General features: G+C 67.9%; 12 protein-coding genes. 3 read left to right on the forward strand and 9 right to left on the reverse strand.

Annotated features, from left to right (window positions below; all coding sequences use genetic code 11):
• Window positions 1–7: 7 nt before the first annotated feature.
• The 3 genes from GTW51_RS02230 to GTW51_RS02240 all read right to left on the reverse strand — a co-directional run bounded on the left by GTW51_RS02230 (window position 8) and on the right by GTW51_RS02240 (window position 3,923).
• Window positions 8–2,470, reverse strand: a complete 2,463-nt coding sequence (locus GTW51_RS02230) for a putative bifunctional diguanylate cyclase/phosphodiesterase (RefSeq protein ID WP_163042228.1) — start codon at window positions 2,468–2,470, stop codon at window positions 8–10.
• Between the two features lie 51 nt (window positions 2,471–2,521).
• Window positions 2,522–2,677 carry a cupredoxin domain-containing protein gene (locus tag GTW51_RS02235; protein WP_163042229.1) on the reverse strand — a complete coding sequence of 52 codons (156 nt, stop codon included), beginning with the start codon at window positions 2,675–2,677 and terminating at the stop codon, window positions 2,522–2,524.
• Window positions 2,678–3,044: 367 nt separating this feature from the next.
• Complete coding sequence (locus GTW51_RS02240) at window positions 3,045–3,923, reverse strand: dienelactone hydrolase family protein (protein ID WP_163042230.1); 879 nt, start codon at window positions 3,921–3,923, stop codon at window positions 3,045–3,047.
• 180 nt (window positions 3,924–4,103) lie between these two features.
• Between GTW51_RS02240 and GTW51_RS02245 the strand changes: the two genes are divergently transcribed.
• Window positions 4,104–6,683 carry an ATP-dependent helicase gene (locus GTW51_RS02245; RefSeq protein WP_163042231.1) on the forward strand — a complete coding sequence of 860 codons (2,580 nt, stop codon included), beginning with the start codon at window positions 4,104–4,106 and terminating at the stop codon, window positions 6,681–6,683.
• 406 nt (window positions 6,684–7,089) lie between these two features.
• Here the strand turns inward: GTW51_RS02245 and GTW51_RS02250 are convergent, their stop codons facing one another.
• On the reverse strand, window positions 7,090–7,737 hold the full coding sequence (locus GTW51_RS02250; protein WP_163042232.1) for a DsbA family protein: 648 nt from the start codon (window positions 7,735–7,737) through the stop codon (window positions 7,090–7,092).
• A 207-nt stretch (window positions 7,738–7,944) separates the two neighbouring features.
• Between GTW51_RS02250 and GTW51_RS02255 the strand changes: the two genes are divergently transcribed.
• Entirely contained in the window at window positions 7,945–8,430 is a 486-nt protein-coding gene (locus GTW51_RS02255; protein ID WP_163042233.1) for a BA14K family protein, read from the forward strand.
• 53 nt (window positions 8,431–8,483) lie between these two features.
• On the opposite strand, the gene GTW51_RS02260 is transcribed toward GTW51_RS02255, so the two are convergent.
• Window positions 8,484–10,316 carry an aminopeptidase P family protein gene (locus GTW51_RS02260; protein ID WP_163042234.1) on the reverse strand — a complete coding sequence of 611 codons (1,833 nt, stop codon included), beginning with the start codon at window positions 10,314–10,316 and terminating at the stop codon, window positions 8,484–8,486.
• 229 nt (window positions 10,317–10,545) lie between these two features.
• Here GTW51_RS02260 and GTW51_RS02265 point away from each other — a divergent pair, with 229 nt between their 5' ends.
• A complete protein-coding gene (locus GTW51_RS02265) occupies window positions 10,546–10,752 on the forward strand; it encodes a hypothetical protein (protein ID WP_163042235.1) in 207 nt (68 codons plus the stop codon).
• An 85-nt stretch (window positions 10,753–10,837) separates the two neighbouring features.
• Here the strand turns inward: GTW51_RS02265 and GTW51_RS02270 are convergent, their stop codons facing one another.
• The 4 genes from GTW51_RS02270 to GTW51_RS02285 form a co-directional block, all read right to left on the reverse strand.
• Window positions 10,838–11,710, reverse strand: a complete 873-nt coding sequence (locus GTW51_RS02270) for a 50S ribosomal protein L11 methyltransferase (RefSeq protein WP_163042236.1) — start codon at window positions 11,708–11,710, stop codon at window positions 10,838–10,840.
• Window positions 11,710–13,602 (reverse strand): cation:proton antiporter, encoded by a 1,893-nt coding sequence (locus GTW51_RS02275; RefSeq protein ID WP_163042237.1) that lies wholly within the window; start codon window positions 13,600–13,602, stop codon window positions 11,710–11,712. The genes GTW51_RS02270 and GTW51_RS02275 overlap by 1 nt, the downstream gene beginning before the upstream one ends.
• 146 nt (window positions 13,603–13,748) lie before the next feature.
• Window positions 13,749–14,351: an SCO family protein gene (locus GTW51_RS02280; protein ID WP_163042238.1), complete on the reverse strand. Its 603-nt coding sequence runs from the start codon at window positions 14,349–14,351 to the stop codon at window positions 13,749–13,751.
• Between the two features lie 131 nt (window positions 14,352–14,482).
• On the reverse strand, window positions 14,483–14,641 hold the full coding sequence (locus tag GTW51_RS02285) for a hypothetical protein (protein WP_203565840.1): 159 nt from the start codon (window positions 14,639–14,641) through the stop codon (window positions 14,483–14,485).
• Window positions 14,642–14,643: the final 2 nt, after the last annotated feature.

The raw sequence follows: 14,643 nt of genomic DNA on the forward strand, positions 1-14,643 counted from the left end.
TCCGAAACTAGACCGCAGCCAGAGCAAGGCGTCCCGCGCGGTCCGGCTCCAGGCCACCGGCCACCTCGTGCCGGCGCTCGAACTCGATGAGCACCTGCGCCAGCTCGTTGGCAGGCCGCGGCTTGCTGAAGTAATAGCCCTGCATCTCGGTGCAGCCTTCCGACACCAGTGCATCGCGCTGCTCGCGTGTTTCAACGCCCTCCCCGATCACCGTTATGTCCAGCGCCCGGCTGAGCCCGATCACCGCCCGGATGATTGCGCGACTCTCGTTCGCCTCGATGGTGCGCACGAAGGACTGGTCGATCTTGATCTTGTCGAAGGGGAAGCGGTTGAGGTAGCCGAGCGAGGAATAGCCGGTGCCGAAATCGTCCATCGAGATGCCGACGCCCCGATCCCGGAAACCGTTGAGCGTGGCGATGACCGACGCCGAATCCTGGAGCAGCAGCGACTCCGTCACCTCGAGCTGCAGTCGCTGCGGGGCAAGCCCCGAGGCGACCAGCGCCCGCTCGACGTCGTCGGCGAGACCCGGCTTCTTGAACTGCACCGGCGACAGGTTGACCGACACGGCGAGGTCTTCCGGCCACTCCGCCGCCTGGCCGCAGGCGGTCTCGAGTGCCCAGGCGCCCATGGCATGGATGAGGCCGCACTCCTCGGCGACCGGGATGAACTCGGCCGGCGAAACGAAGCCCTTGGTCGGGTGGCGCCATCGCATCAGCGCCTCGAAACCCGACATCCGCTGGCGGGCGACATCGACGAAGGGCTGGTAGAAGAGTTCGAGTTCGCCCCGGTCCAGCGCGGCGCGCAGATCGATCTCCATGGCGCGGCGCGCCTGCAGTTCGGCATCCATCTCTCGTTCGAAGAAGCGCCAGGTGCTGCGCCCCTCTGCCTTGGCGCGGTAGAGCGCGAGGTCGGCATTCTTGATCACCGCGTCGACATTCAGTTCGGGGCCGGCGGCATGCAGGTAGGCGGGCAGCACGATGCCGATGCTGACGCCGACGACGATCTCGGAACCCTCGATCACGAAGGGCCGGCTGAGCACGTCGATGATCCGCCGCGCCAGCGCTTCCGACGCCACTTCCGGCTGACTGGCGGACTGCACGATGACGAACTCGTCGCCGCCCAGGCGGGCCACGAGGTCGTCCTTGCCGACGCTCTCGCACAGCCGTTTGGCCGCGGCCTGGAGCAGCTTGTCGCCGGTCGGATGGCCGAGCGTGTCGTTGACGGCCTTGAACCCGTCGAGATCGAGCGACAGGATCGCGACGCGGCGCGCGCGGTGCGGCTTGCGCACGACCGATTCCAGCCGCTCGCGGAACCGGACGCGGTTCGGCAGGCCGGTCAGGGCGTCATGGGTCGCCATGTGGCTGAGCTTGAGCTCGGCGTGATGCCGCTCCGTGATGTCCTCGAAGGTGGCGACCCAGCCGCCCCGCTCGATCGGCTGGTGCGAAATGGCGATCATCCGCCCGTCCGGCAGCTCCTGATTGTAGGACGCTTCGGTCTGGGAGGTGAGGACATGGCTGAGCTCCGGGTCGATCAGCACGTCCTTGGCCTCCACCCCGAGCTGGATGCCGCCGAACATCTGGACGAAGCGACGATTGAAGACAACCAGCCGCTGCGTGTCATCGAACATGCAGAGGCCCTGCGACATGTTGTTGAGGGCGGCGTCGAAGCGGGCGTGCTGCTGCAGGATGCGGTCATTGTAGCTGTCGGCCTGTGCCGCCATCAGGTCGCGGATGCGCTGCAGCTTCTCCGAGATGCTTTCCTGCATCGAGGCCAGTGCCGTCAGGAGCTTCGACGTCTCGCTGACGCCCCTCGGGCGGATCTCGTTGTCCAGCCTGCCGCCGGCGATCGACCGGGCAATCGCAACCGCCTGGTTGAGCGGCGGAACGATGGCGCGAGACAGCAGCAGCGAGATCAGCAAGGCGATGGCGATCGCCCCGATCAAGGCGATTGCGGCGCCGCTCACCGAACCGTCGATGTGATCCCTCACCTCTCGGCGGAACCGGTATCCGTCGCCGGCGAATATCTCGACCGCGACGTCGAGCTGCGTGTCGATCGCGCGGAGTTCTTCCAACATCGCCCCCGGCGGCATCGTTGCCGGCGCCTTCGCCAGCAAGATCATTCGCCGGCGGATCTCGTTCGTCCGATCCTTTCCGGCGGGCGAAATGGCCCGCTCGGACGCGACCTGGAGATCCTGCAGGATGGCCGCCATCGGCTGCGGCGGCAAGAGCGGCCTCAAGGCCCCGCCGCCCGACGCCGCGCCCACCCTGGCCAAGACCCGGTAGACCGCTTCCTGCTTCAGCAGCGTGTTCTGCGCCGAGCGCAGATGGCTCATCGAGACGAGCGCCTCGTCATAGATGCGTTCGGCCAGGACGCCCAGATCGCGTTGCGATTTCAGCGCAAAGGCGCCGAGCCCGATGGTCACCATGGTCAGGCAGAGACAGCCGAGAAGCAGCTTCAGCTTGATCGACATGGACGACCCGATGCACGCGTGATGGGATGCCGGTCTGGCATGAGAATCTTTCTATTCAACCACTTCCACCCGAAGGCTCATCGACGGATGAATTCCGCACAGCGCTTCGACTACGCCGGGCTCGGTGAAGGTCGCGCCGGTCGCCTTGCCCGGCGACTCCACGTCGATCTTGTGCGGTAACGGGTCGTCATTGCTGAAGCGGACCACCCTCGCCGGAGCGTATCGATGCCGCGGGCCGCAGCGGTCAGGCTTTGAGCGGTCGGCTTGTCGCCGGCCATCGCCCGCGCGACACCGGGCAGGCCAGCCGTCAGGGCGACAAACGCCGTCCGGAACGGGCGGCTCCAGCCGACTTTCCGGTGTCTTTTGTGGGCGAGCATGCGATTCCCGTCAGATTGCAAGTCAGCGGGTATCAAGTGCGCGCTGGCGATTAAGTGCGCGTTACCACATCGCAGCAAGCCTGCCTGAACCGGCAACATCATGAATTTTCAATGGAAGCCGCTCCCAATGTCGCCGCAAGCTGCGATGAGGCCACCGAGGGACCTTCGACCCGCCAAAGCCGATCGGCGGCGGCCGGTCAGTTTTCGGCCAATTGCGCCGTGAGGAACGTCACCGTCCGCTCGAAGGCGAGGTCGGACGCTGCCTTGTCGTAACGAGCCGCCGACGTGTCGTTGTTGAAGGCATGGTTGACGCCGTCATAGACGTGGATCGTGTGCGTCACGCCGGCCGCTTCCAGCGCTTCCCGATAGGGCTCGATCCCGGCATTGATGCGCTCGTCGAGCCCGGCATAATGCAGCAGCAGCGCCGCCTCGATGTCCGGCACGTCCGCCGAATCGGCCTGGCGGCCGTAATAGGCGACGCCCGCCAGAAGCGCCGGATCCGCCACCGCCAGGCTGTTGACCAGCCCGCCGCCCCAGCAGAACCCGACCGCGCCGACATTGCCGGTCGAGCCCGGCATCGCGGCGAGCCATTCGCGGGAGCCGACGGCCTCGGCCACGGTTCGCTCGGCGTCGAGCGCGCCGATCATCTCGCGGGCCGCATCCTCGTCCGGCGGGGTGCCGCCCGCCGACGACAGGAAGTCCGGCGCCACGGCGATGAAGCCCTCCAGCGCCAGACGCCGCGCCACGTCCTGGATATGCGCGTTGAGGCCGCGATTTTCGTGAATGACGAGAACGCCGGGGAACGGTCCCTCGCCGTCCGCCGGCTTGGCGACATAGGCGCGCATCTCGGTGTCGCCGGCGGGAAAACGCGCCCAGACCGTCGACAGCCGCCCATCCTGCGGATCGACGATGGTGGCCCGTGCCGACGACGCCGCGATCAGCGGCAGGATCGCCGCAGCAGCCGCCGCGGATCCCGCAAGACCGGTGAGCCGTGCCATGAAACCGCGCCGGTCGAGCGTCAGATGCGTATATTCGTCATAGGCGTCGATCATCGCCTGGGTGATCTTCATGGTCATGCGGATCTCCTCGCGGCCGATCCCGCGTGTTGCGGGCCTTCTTCGCGCCTCGCCGGTCATGCGAACCTCGTTCACGATAGCCGTGGCACACCCGGTCGCCAAGCCCGCGCGGCGCGGCGCATCGACCGGCGACGGGCCGTTCCCCTAGTGTTCCCGCTCCCATCCATTACATAAAGAACGATGACCGATTTTGACGAATCAGGCCGGGCCGCACCGGCGGCGACCGGCGGCATTGCCGCACGCGCCATGGCAGCCCGCGGCACGCGCACCCCGGACTATCTCGCCGGGCTCAATCCGGAACAGCGGGCGGCGGTGGAAGCCACCGAGGGGCCGGTGCTGGTGCTGGCCGGCGCGGGCACCGGCAAGACCCGGGTGCTGACCACCCGCATCGCCCATATCCTCAATCTCGGCCTCGCCTTCCCGTCGCAGATCCTCGCCGTCACCTTCACCAACAAGGCGGCGCGCGAGATGAAGAACCGCGTCGGCCTCTTGGTCGGCGGCGCCGTCGAGGGCATGCCCTGGCTCGGCACCTTCCACTCGATCGGCGTGAAGATCCTGCGCCGCCATGCCGAGCTGGTCGGGCTGAAGTCGAACTTCACCATCCTCGACACCGACGACCAGATCCGGCTGATCAAGCAGCTGATCCAGGCCGAGAATCTCGACGACAAGCGCTGGCCGGCGCGCACCTTCGCCAACATGATGGATGGCTGGAAGAACAAGGGCCTGACGCCGAAGGACATTCCCGAGGGCGACGCCCGCGCCTTCGCCAACGGCAAGGGCCGCGAGCTCTACGCCGCCTACCAGGCGCGGCTGATGGCCCTCAACGCCTGCGATTTCGGCGACTTGCTGATGCACCCGATCGCCCTGTTCCGGGCGCATCCCGACGTCCTCGCCGAGTACCACCGCCGCTTCAAGTACATTCTCGTCGACGAGTACCAGGACACCAACGTCGCCCAGTATCTCTGGCTGCGCCTCCTCGCCCAGCGCCCGAAGCAGCGGGACGACGCGTCAGGCAAGATCGGCCAGTCACAGGCGCTGATGTCGGCGAAAGGCAGCGATGCCGGCGTCAGCTACGCCACCGTCAATCTCTGCTGCGTCGGCGACGACGACCAGTCGATCTATGGCTGGCGCGGCGCCGAGGTCGACAACATCCTGCGCTTCGACAAGGATTTTCCGGGCGCAACGGTCATCCGGCTGGAGCGCAATTACCGCTCCACCGCCCACATCCTCGGTGCCGCCTCTCATCTGATCGCCCATAACGAGGATCGACTCGGCAAGACGCTGTTCACCGACGCGGCCAACCCGGAGGATCCCAAGGTCGAGGTCAATGCCGGCTGGGACTCGGAAGAAGAGGCGCGCGCCATCGGCGAGGCGATCGAGGATCTGCAGCGCCGCGAGAACCACAATCTCAACGACATGGCGATCCTGGTGCGCGCCTCGTTCCAGATGCGCGAGTTCGAGGACCGCTTCGTCACCATGGGCCTCAACTACCGCGTCATCGGCGGCCCACGCTTCTACGAGCGGATGGAGGTGCGCGACGCGCTGGCCTATTTCCGCTGCGTCTGCCAGCCGGCCGACGACCTCGCCTTCGATCGCATCGTCAACACGCCGAAGCGCGGGCTCGGCGACGCCACCATCCGGCTCGTCCATGATTACGCGCGGGCCAGAGCCGTCCCGCTGATCGCCGCCGCCGGCGAGATGGCCGAGACCGAGGAGCTGAAGCCCAAGCCCCGCGCCACGCTGCGGCGTGTCGTCTCGGACTTCCGCCGCTGGTCGGAGCTGCTCGCCACCGTCAAGCATACCGAGCTCGCCGAGCAGATCCTGGAAGAATCCGGCTACACCGAGATGTGGCAGAACGACCGCTCGGCCGAGGCGCCGGGACGGCTGGAAAACCTCAAGGAACTCGTCCGCTCGATGGAGCAGTACGAGTCGCTGCCCTCCTTCCTCGAGCATGTCGCGCTGGTCATGGACACCGAGCAGAATGCCGAGATGGACGCCGTCTCGATCATGACGCTGCATTCGGCCAAGGGGCTGGAGTTCGAGACCGTGTTCCTGCCCGGCTGGGAAGAGGGTCTGTTCCCGCACCAGCGCTCGCTCGACGAGGGCGGCCGCTCGGGCCTCGAGGAAGAGCGCCGGCTCGCTTATGTCGGCCTCACCCGCGGCAAGCGCCGGGTGAAGATCTGGTTCGTCTCCAACCGGCGCATCCACGGGCTCTGGCAGTCGACCATTCCCTCGCGCTTTCTCGACGAACTGCCCGAGGCGCATGTCGAGGTGATGGAGGCCAACACCTCCTACGGCGGCTATGGCGGCTACGGCGCCTCACGCTGGGACGGCGCCTCGGCTTTCAAGGAAGCCGCCTACACCACCCCCGGCTGGCGCCGGGCCCAGGCGGCCAACGCCGGCTTCACGAACACCGGCAAGAGCGGTCGGGGCGGCGACGGCTGGTCGGGCGGACGCAGCCGCGAGATCAACTACGGCGAAGGCGGCACCGCCCGCGCCGGCCGCGGCCACAACCAGCCGCCGCGCCAGGGCTTCGGCCTCTATTCCTCCGCCAGCAAGGGCGGCCCGCGCGAGATCGAGGGCGAGCTGGTGGCCAAATCCGTCATCCCAGACGCCAGCCGCTTCGCCGAAGGCGACCGCGTCTTCCACCTCAAGTTCGGCAACGGCACGGTCGCCAACATCGAGGGCAACAAGCTGACGGTCGACTTCGACAAGGCCGGCCAGAAACGCGTGCTGGAGGGGTTCGTCGAGCCGGTGTGAGCGAGATCCCTCTCCGCCCTTACCGGGTCGAGGGGCGTAGCGGTCGGCGGTCACGAACCTCTCCCCCCTTGAGGGGGAGAAAGCGATTTCATCGGCTTAGCACCGGAGGGGCTAACCGATAGAAATCGCAAGAGAGGGGTTCTCTCCTCCGCGGTCCGCCCGGCCCGGCGCCAACGTTCTCGCACCCCTCTCTTGCCTTTTCTGCGACTTGGTCCTCGGCAGGCCTCGGCCCAAGACCGCGAAAAGGCTTTCTCTCCCTCAAGGGGAGAGAGGGCGCCTCACCGCAAATGCCGTGCGCCCTCTCCGCCCTTGAGGGGGAGAAAGCGATTTCATCGTCTTAGGGCCGCAGGTCCTAAGCGATAGAAATCGCAAGAGAGGGGTAGTCTTCTCCGCGACCCGCCGCCCCTCACCCATCCTCCAGCTGATGCTCCAGCCACATGCCGATCCGGGCCAGCACCGCTTCGGGGTCCTGGTAGCCGACCGTGACCGGAAGGTAGCTGCCGTCGGCCTGCGGCCCGGCCAGCAGCGTCGGGAAGCCGGTGACGCCGGCCTGCTGGGCCGTGGCGAAATCCTGCAGGGTTTCAGCCTTGGTCGCATCTTCCTCGAACGCGGCGAGAAAGCCGTCGCGGTCGAAGCCGATCTCCTCGGCCAGATCGGCGAGCGTGTCGGCCTGGGTCACGTCGCGATTGCCGGCGTAGAAGGCGTGGGCGATCGCTCGGTTGAGCGCGAAGGCCCGGCCCGGCTGCAGCCGGCGCGCGGTGACGACGGCGCGGGCGGCCGGTTCGGTGTCGTAGACGAAGCCGCTGCGCTCGAAGAAGCCGAAATCGAAGGGCTGGCCGGAGGCCGCGGCGACGTGCTCCCAGTGCCGGCGCGTTCGCGCCTTGGCCGCCTCGTCCATCGCCGTCTCGGTGAACGGGCGCAGCCCGCCGAGGATCAGCCGGATCGGCAGATCAGGATGCCGGGTCGCGATGGCGTCCACGACCGGCGCAAAGCCCCAGCACCACGAGCACATCGGATCGGCGAAATAGACGAGGTGCGGGGTCGGCGGTTGCATGATGCGCTCTTCCTGCCGGGCGAACCGGCCCCAAGTCGCCCGGCGACAACGCCGGGTGGGCCCATTTGTCGCGCGACGCCAACCTTGCAAGAGCGATCGGTCGAGGCACGCGGTTACCACTCTTTCGTGAGAATCCGGTCGTTCAGGAGCCATTCATCCGCCGGAGCATTAATTAAGCCAACGATATCGTTCCTGCAGGAGGCCGGCATGAAGTTCCCCAAGTCCCTGGCATTCAAGTCATTGGCGCTGGCACTGGCGCTGACCTTTGCCCCCGCGACCACGTCGCTGCCCCTATCCCCGCTGGTCGGAGTGAGCACGGCCAAGGCTGATCCGGGTTGGCGCGGCGGTCGGCACTACCGTGGCGGTCGGCATTATCGGGGCGGCCGGCACTATCGCGGTGGTCGCGGCTACTACAACAACCGTCGCTACTACGGCGGCCGTCGCTATCGCGGGGGCGATGCCGGCGCTGCAGCCGTGATCGGCGGCATTGTCGGGCTCGGCCTCGGTGCCGCCATTGCCAGCCAGCCGCGCTATGTCGAGCCGGTGCCGCGCTATCGCGTCGCGCCGGCCTACGGCTCGCCGCGGCCGTGGAGCGGCGAGTGGTACCGCTATTGCGCGGCACGCTATCGCTCGTTCGATGCGCGTTCCGGCACGTTCCAGCCCTATCACGGCCCGCGCCAGCTCTGCCGCTGAGCCGACTTGAAGCAGCTATCGTAAAAGGCCGGGGCGACCCGGCCTTTTTTGCGTCAGGCGGTGGCTGCCAGTGGCCGCGTCGCCGCCTCCAGCCAGGCAGCGTCCTCATCGGACAGCAGCGGCGCCAGCGCCGCCGCGACGCCGGCATGATAGGCGTCGAGCCAGACAATTTCCTCGGGGCTCATCAGCGCCGGCGCGACCAGCCGCCGGTCGATCGGCGCCAGCGTCAGCGTCTCGAAACCGTGCATCGGCAGGTCGCCGCCTTCGATCGGCGCCGCCGGCTCCACCAGCACCAGATTCTCGATGCGGATGCCGTAGGCCCCCTCGCGGTAGTAGCCGGGCTCGTTGGAGAGGATCATGCCCGCCTCCAGCACCGCCATGCCGCGCTTGGAGATCGACTGCGGCCCCTCGTGCACGGCGAGGAACGAGCCGACGCCGTGACCAGTGCCGTGGGCATAGTCGCATCCCGCCTTCCACAGGGCGATGCGCGCCAGGGGGTCGAGATCGACGCCGCGCGTGCCTTTCGGAAAACGCGCCGTCGAGATCGCGATCATCCCCTTCAGCACCAGCGTGAATTTCTGCCGCATCTCGTCGGTCGGCTCGCCGATCGGCATGGTGCGGGTGATGTCGGTGGTTCCGTCCTGGTACTGGGCGCCTGAGTCGAGCAGGAACAGGCTGCCGGCCTCCAGCGTCCGGTCGGTCTCGCGGTTGACCCGGTAATGCACGATCGCGCCGTTCGGCCCGGCACCGGCGATGGTGTCGAACGAGATCTCGCGGAGGGACTGGCCGTCGCGCTCGCCCTGTTCGGCCCGCAGCGCCTCGAGCTTCTCGGCCGCGCCGATCTCGGTGACGCTGCCCGGCGCCTGGCCGTCGATCCAGGCGAGAAAGCGCGTGACAGCCGCGCCGTCGCGGCGCTGCGCCGCCCGTGCGCCCTCGATTTCGCCGTCGTTCTTAATGGCGCGCGGCAGCCGGGCGGGATCGGCCATCTCGACCACCGTGCCGCCCGCCTCCTCGACGAGGGTGGCAAGCCGCACCGCAGCGAGCTGCGGGTCGACGCCGATCGCCCGGCCCGCCGCCTCGCGCCGCACCGCGGCTTCGAAATCATCCGGCGCGGCAATATCGGCGAGCGGCGCCAGATGGTCGCGCAGGGCCGAATCCAGCTTCTCGGCATCGACGAACAGCGTCGGCCGCCCGTCGCGCCGCAGGATCGCGAAGGCCAGCATCAGCGGCGTGTGCGGCACGTCGGAGCCGCGAAGGTTGAAGCTCCAGGCGATCGACGCCGGATCGGTCAGCAGTGTCGCGTCGGCCTTGGCATCAGCGAGCTTCTCGGCCATTTCCGCCAGCTTGTCCGCCGCCGCCTTTCCGGCGAATCGCTCCGGGTGGACCATCGCAGCGCCCTTCGGGGGCGCCGGCCGGTCGTTCCAGATCCGGTCGATCGGGTTGCCCCGCGTCGGCACCAGCGTCCCGCCGGTCTTTTCCAGCGCCTTGGTCAGCGTCCGGATCTCGCCCTGCGTGTGCAGCCACGGATCGTAGCCGATCCGCTTGCCGGCGGCGGCCACCGGGAGGAACTCGGCCAGCGGCGTCTCCACTGAGGACACCGGCTCGAACACCGCCAGATCGACCTGCGTGCGGACCTGCAGCGTGTAGCGGCCGTCGGAGAGGATCATCGCCCGGTCGGCGAGGACCAGCGCCGTCCCGGCCGAGCCCGAGAAGCCGGTAAGCCATTCGAGACGCGCGGCCGAATCCGGGATGTACTCGCCCTGGTGCTCGTCGGCCCGCGGCACGAGGAAGCCGTCCAGCCCCGCCTCGGCGAGGGCTGCCCGCAACCGTCCGACCCGCTCTGCCGAGCCGCTGCTGTCGCTCGCTGCATCGAAATTCTGGAACATCACTCTCACTCTTCCGCCGTCACCAATTCGCCGGCGCCACACCCGCGCGGCGGCCGCACCATAGGCGCCCGGGCCGCGGCCGGAAAGCTTAACGCCGGCTTAACATCGCGATCATGCTGCATTGCAGCAGGCGGGATGGACCTATGCAGGAACGACTCTACCGGAGCGCCCGGCAAAGCCGCATATTCAAACCTGTCGGGAGGCACTCGTTTCACCCAGGAGACCACCCATGGCCACCAGTTTCACCCAGTTGTCGCTTCGCCAGTCCGGCAATTCCAAGGGCTTCATGCGCAACGTCCTCGACCGCGTCATCGAGGCGCGCGAGCGGCAGGCGCGGCGCTACATTGCGCAGCATCACTCGATCCACGGCTTCGACGATTTCGGCAGCAACGCGCACGAATCGCTGTTCGATGGCCAGGCCCCCGAGCGCCGATAAGGCGCCGGGCTTCCAGCCCAAAGCTTTGACGATATTCTGAAACGCCGGCGGTCACCCGCCGGCGTTTGGCGTTGGGCTAAGCGCTTCAGCGCGTCAGGTGCAGCGTCACCCACTCGCCGCGGACCAGCGTCTGGCGATGGTAGAGGCCCTGGATGCGAAAGCTCGCCAGCACCCGGTCGCGCTGGCTGACGAGAATCCCCGACAAAATCACGTCGCCGCCCCATGCGAGGTGCCGGGCGAATTCAGGCGCGAGACGCATCAGCGGTCCGGCGAGGATGTTCGCCACGATGAGGTCGTAGGGCGCCCGGTCGGCGATGGCGCGCGCGCGAAAGCCGGTGGCCACAGCCGTCTTGACGAAGGGCGTGACATGGTTGCCGGCGACGTTCGCCGCGGCGACCTGCACCGCCACCGGATCGATGTCGGTGGCCAGCACCGGCACCCGCGCCAGCTTGGCGATGCCGATCGCCAGCACGGCGCTGCCGGTGCCGAGGTCGAGCGCGTTGCGCGGCCGCCGGCGCGTCACGATCCGGCCGATGGCCGAAAGGCAGCCGGCCGTCGTGCCATGATGGCCGGTGCCGAAGGCCTGGCCGGCCTCGATCTCGATGGAGAGATCATTGGCCGCCACCTTGTCGCGGTCATGCGCGCCATGGACGATGAAGCGCCCCGCCCGCACCGGCTTCAGGGCCGCGAGGACATCGGCCATCCAGTCGCGGTCCGGCAGGTCCTCGCGGCTGATCCCGTCGGTGCTCTCACGGCCGAGCGCGGCCGCGACATCCCGCATCCGGTCCTCGCCATCGGCGACATCGAGATAGGCCGAGACCTCGAACCGTTCGGCCGCCTCGTCGACTTCGGACATCGCCACCGGCGCGCCCTCGTCCTCGAAGGCGGCGTCCAGCGCGGCGTAGATGCGCTCGGCTTCGGCCTTGCCGGCGACGAGATGGTAGCGGACCTGCGCCATCAGCCGGCGACCTCCCCGGGTTTTACCGCGTCGGCGGTCTGGCGGGCCTTCTCGGCGCGCGCCTCGCGTTCCGTCGTCGTCGCCTTGACGATCTTCTCCTGCTCGCGTTCCGCGCGCTTGGGACCGAAGGAGATGATCGTGTCGCCCTCGGACGGCGTGCCCGAGCCCTCGCTGGCGGCAAAGACGAGTGCGCCCGATGGCCGGATCCACAGCATCACATGCGTGCCCTCGGCCCGGGTCTCCAGATATCGTTCATACTCGAATTCCTCGGTCAGCCGCGTCGCCTGGAAGTTCCAGCCGTCGACGAGGAGATCGCGCAGTTCGGCGAAGCCCTTGGCTGGCTGGAACAGCGGCTGGCCCCCGATGGTGAAGTTCATCGCACGGCGATCGGAGTCGGCGATCTTGCCGATCTGGTAGACGTCCGAGCGCCCCATCTCGGGACCGAAATCGGTGCAGACCAGCGCGTTGTAGGCCTCGTTGTCGGTGGCCGCGAGCAGATAATCGAACTGCGACAGGTTGAGGTTGTGGTGGGCAGCCTCCGACAGCACCTCGCCGTACCAGGCATCGATCTCGGCGAGCCGCGCCCGCGAGATCCGCGACCAGTTGGCGTCGGCGATCAGCACCGGCACGTCCTGCGCCTTCAGGCGCCGCGCCAGTGCGACGGTGAAGCGCGACGCGCCGACGATCAGGATGCCCGGCCTGTCCGACGAGCGCAGGTCGAGCAGCCGCGACAACGGCCCGAGCGTGAAGCCGTGCAGCAGGATCGTCACCGCGACGACGGCGAACACATAGGCGATCATCCGGTCGCCATCGACGACGCCGAGATCGGCAAGGGTCGAGCCGAACAGGCCGGCGACCGCCGTCGCGACAATGCCGCGCGGCGCGATCCAGCCAACCAGCGCCCGCTCGCGCCAGGAGAGGCCCGCGCCGATCGTCGCGAGGAACACCGCCAGCGGCCGGATCACGAACAGCACCACGGCCAGGAAGCCGAGCACGCGCCATTCGAGGCTGGCGATGACTTCTGGCTGCAGCGAGGCCGTCAGGATGATGAACAGGCCGGAGACGAGGAGGATGGTGATCGTCTCCTTGAACCGGCGCAGATCGGCAAGGCTGGCGATGCGGGAATTGGCCATGGTGATGCCCATGACCGTCACCGTCAGCAGCCCGCCCTCCTCGAGCACGAGATTGGTCACGGAGTTCATGCCCACCACAGCGGCGAGCAGGATCGGCGCCTTGAGATATTCCGGCGCCTCGCCGCGGGAGAACATCCAGGCGAGGAAGCGGCCGGCCGCGATGCCTCCCGGAATGGCGATCACCAGAGCGAACAGGACGGTGAAGACGAGGTTCTCGGCCTGGTGGCCGGTGTGGATGACCAGGTAGACTTCGAAGGCGAGGACCGCGAACAGCGCCCCGATCGGGTCGTTGACGATCGCCTCCCAGCGCAGGATCGAGGCCGGCCGGTTCTTCAGCTTGGCGTGGCGCAGCAGCGGCATGATCACCGTCGGGCCGGTGATGACGAGCAGGCCGCCGAGGATGATCGCCGTCGGCCAGCTGAGATTGCCGATGTAATGCGCCGCCAGCGCGGTCATCAGCCAGATCAGCGGTCCCGCCACCGTGACGATGCGGCGGACCGCCGTCGAGGTCTCGCGGATCTCGCGGAAGTTCAGCGTCAGCCCGCCCTCGAACAGGATGATCGCCACCGCCGTCGACACCAGCGGCGTGTACAGCTCGCCGAAATCGGCGCGCGGGTTCATGAAGCCGGTGAGCGGCCCGAACACCAGGCCGACCGCCAGCAGCAGCACGATGGCCGGGATCTGCAGGCGCCAGGCGATCCATTGCGCAGCAATGCCGGCAACGCCGATGATCGCGAGCTGTAGGGCGAGATCGTGCATGTAAAACGGTTCCAGGGTCAGCCGCGAGACGCCGGTACCGCTCCGGCACCCCGCTTTCCACGCTTCGTGAATTCAGATGATGCGCCGAAACTAGCTCGGCAGGGCAGCGTGGGAAGAGCCGTCGGCGATCGTAACGACCGCGCGGCTCAGACGCCGGTGAGCCGTTCGAGCTTGGCCTTGGCCGTCTCCGGGTTTTCGCCATAAGCGAGCGTGCCAGCCAGCGCACCGTCGGCGTCGAGAAGGAAGGTCGTGGCGGTGTGGTCCATCGTGTAGTCCTCGCCCTCGCCGACCTTGCGCGAATAGACGCCCCAGCCCTTCAGCATCGCCGCGACGTTCTCCGGCGAGCCGGTCAGCGCGGTGATGTCGGGCGAGACCGCCGAAACGTAGTCCTTCATGATCGCCGGCGTATCGCGCTCGGGATCGACGGTGACGAACACCACCTTCAGCTCGCCGCCCTCGGCCGCGATCTGCTTCTGGTAGCCGGAGAGCTCGTAGAGCGTCGTCGGGCAGACGTCCGGGCAATGGGTGAAGCCGAAGAAGACCGCGGCGGGCGTGCCGCGAAGATCGGCCTCGGTCACTGGCGCACCATCCTGGTCGACGAGCTGGAAGGACGAGCCGTAAGGCCCCTCGGCGACGGCCGACCCGTCCGTTCCCGCCGAACCATACAGAAAGAAGACGGCAGCCATGGCGCCGGCGATCAGCGCCGCCATGGCCCAGAGGCCGGTGCGGATCATGGTGGTGGTGCTCATGGCTGTCGTCGGATCCCGCCATTCCGGGGTCCGCTCCTTGTCTGTCGGTGTTGTGGACCGGCGATAGCACGACTGGCGCCAGGCGCGCGATATTCCATCGCCCAACGCCGCTCACGAATGCGCGCGTGGCCTCAGAAGCAGGTCATCCAGCCCGATTGCAGCATCGCGACGAAGATCTGCTCGCCGTGGCGCGCCCAGCCGAAGGTGGCGACGGCGGACACGATGGCGATCCCGGCAAGGAGGCCGCCGAGCGTGAATTTCGCGGTCCGAGGGAACACGGGCGGGTTCATGG

Origin of the sequence: Aurantimonas aggregata, from assembly GCF_010500835.1 — a bacterium.
In the GTDB taxonomy this organism is placed as follows: domain Bacteria; phylum Pseudomonadota; class Alphaproteobacteria; order Rhizobiales; family Rhizobiaceae; genus Aurantimonas; species Aurantimonas aggregata.

Coding starts and splice junctions, on each gene's coding strand:
- GTW51_RS02270 (WP_163042236.1), bottom strand. CDS start 11,710: ATGGCGCAGGTCCGCTACCATCTCGTCGCCGGCAAGGCCGAAGCCGAG.
- GTW51_RS02250 (WP_163042232.1), bottom strand. CDS start 7,737: ATGCAACCGCCGACCCCGCACCTCGTCTATTTCGCCGATCCGATGTGC.
- GTW51_RS02280 (WP_163042238.1), bottom strand. CDS start 14,351: ATGAGCACCACCACCATGATCCGCACCGGCCTCTGGGCCATGGCGGCG.
- GTW51_RS02230 (WP_163042228.1), bottom strand. CDS start 2,470: ATGTCGATCAAGCTGAAGCTGCTTCTCGGCTGTCTCTGCCTGACCATG.
- GTW51_RS02240 (WP_163042230.1), bottom strand. CDS start 3,923: ATGACCATGAAGATCACCCAGGCGATGATCGACGCCTATGACGAATAT.
- GTW51_RS02260 (WP_163042234.1), bottom strand. CDS start 10,316: ATGTTCCAGAATTTCGATGCAGCGAGCGACAGCAGCGGCTCGGCAGAG.
- GTW51_RS02255 (WP_163042233.1), top strand. CDS start 7,945: ATGAAGTTCCCCAAGTCCCTGGCATTCAAGTCATTGGCGCTGGCACTG.
- GTW51_RS02245 (WP_163042231.1), top strand. CDS start 4,104: ATGACCGATTTTGACGAATCAGGCCGGGCCGCACCGGCGGCGACCGGC.
- GTW51_RS02275 (WP_163042237.1), bottom strand. CDS start 13,602: ATGCACGATCTCGCCCTACAGCTCGCGATCATCGGCGTTGCCGGCATT.
- GTW51_RS02285 (WP_203565840.1), bottom strand. CDS start 14,641: ATGAACCCGCCCGTGTTCCCTCGGACCGCGAAATTCACGCTCGGCGGC.
- GTW51_RS02265 (WP_163042235.1), top strand. CDS start 10,546: ATGGCCACCAGTTTCACCCAGTTGTCGCTTCGCCAGTCCGGCAATTCC.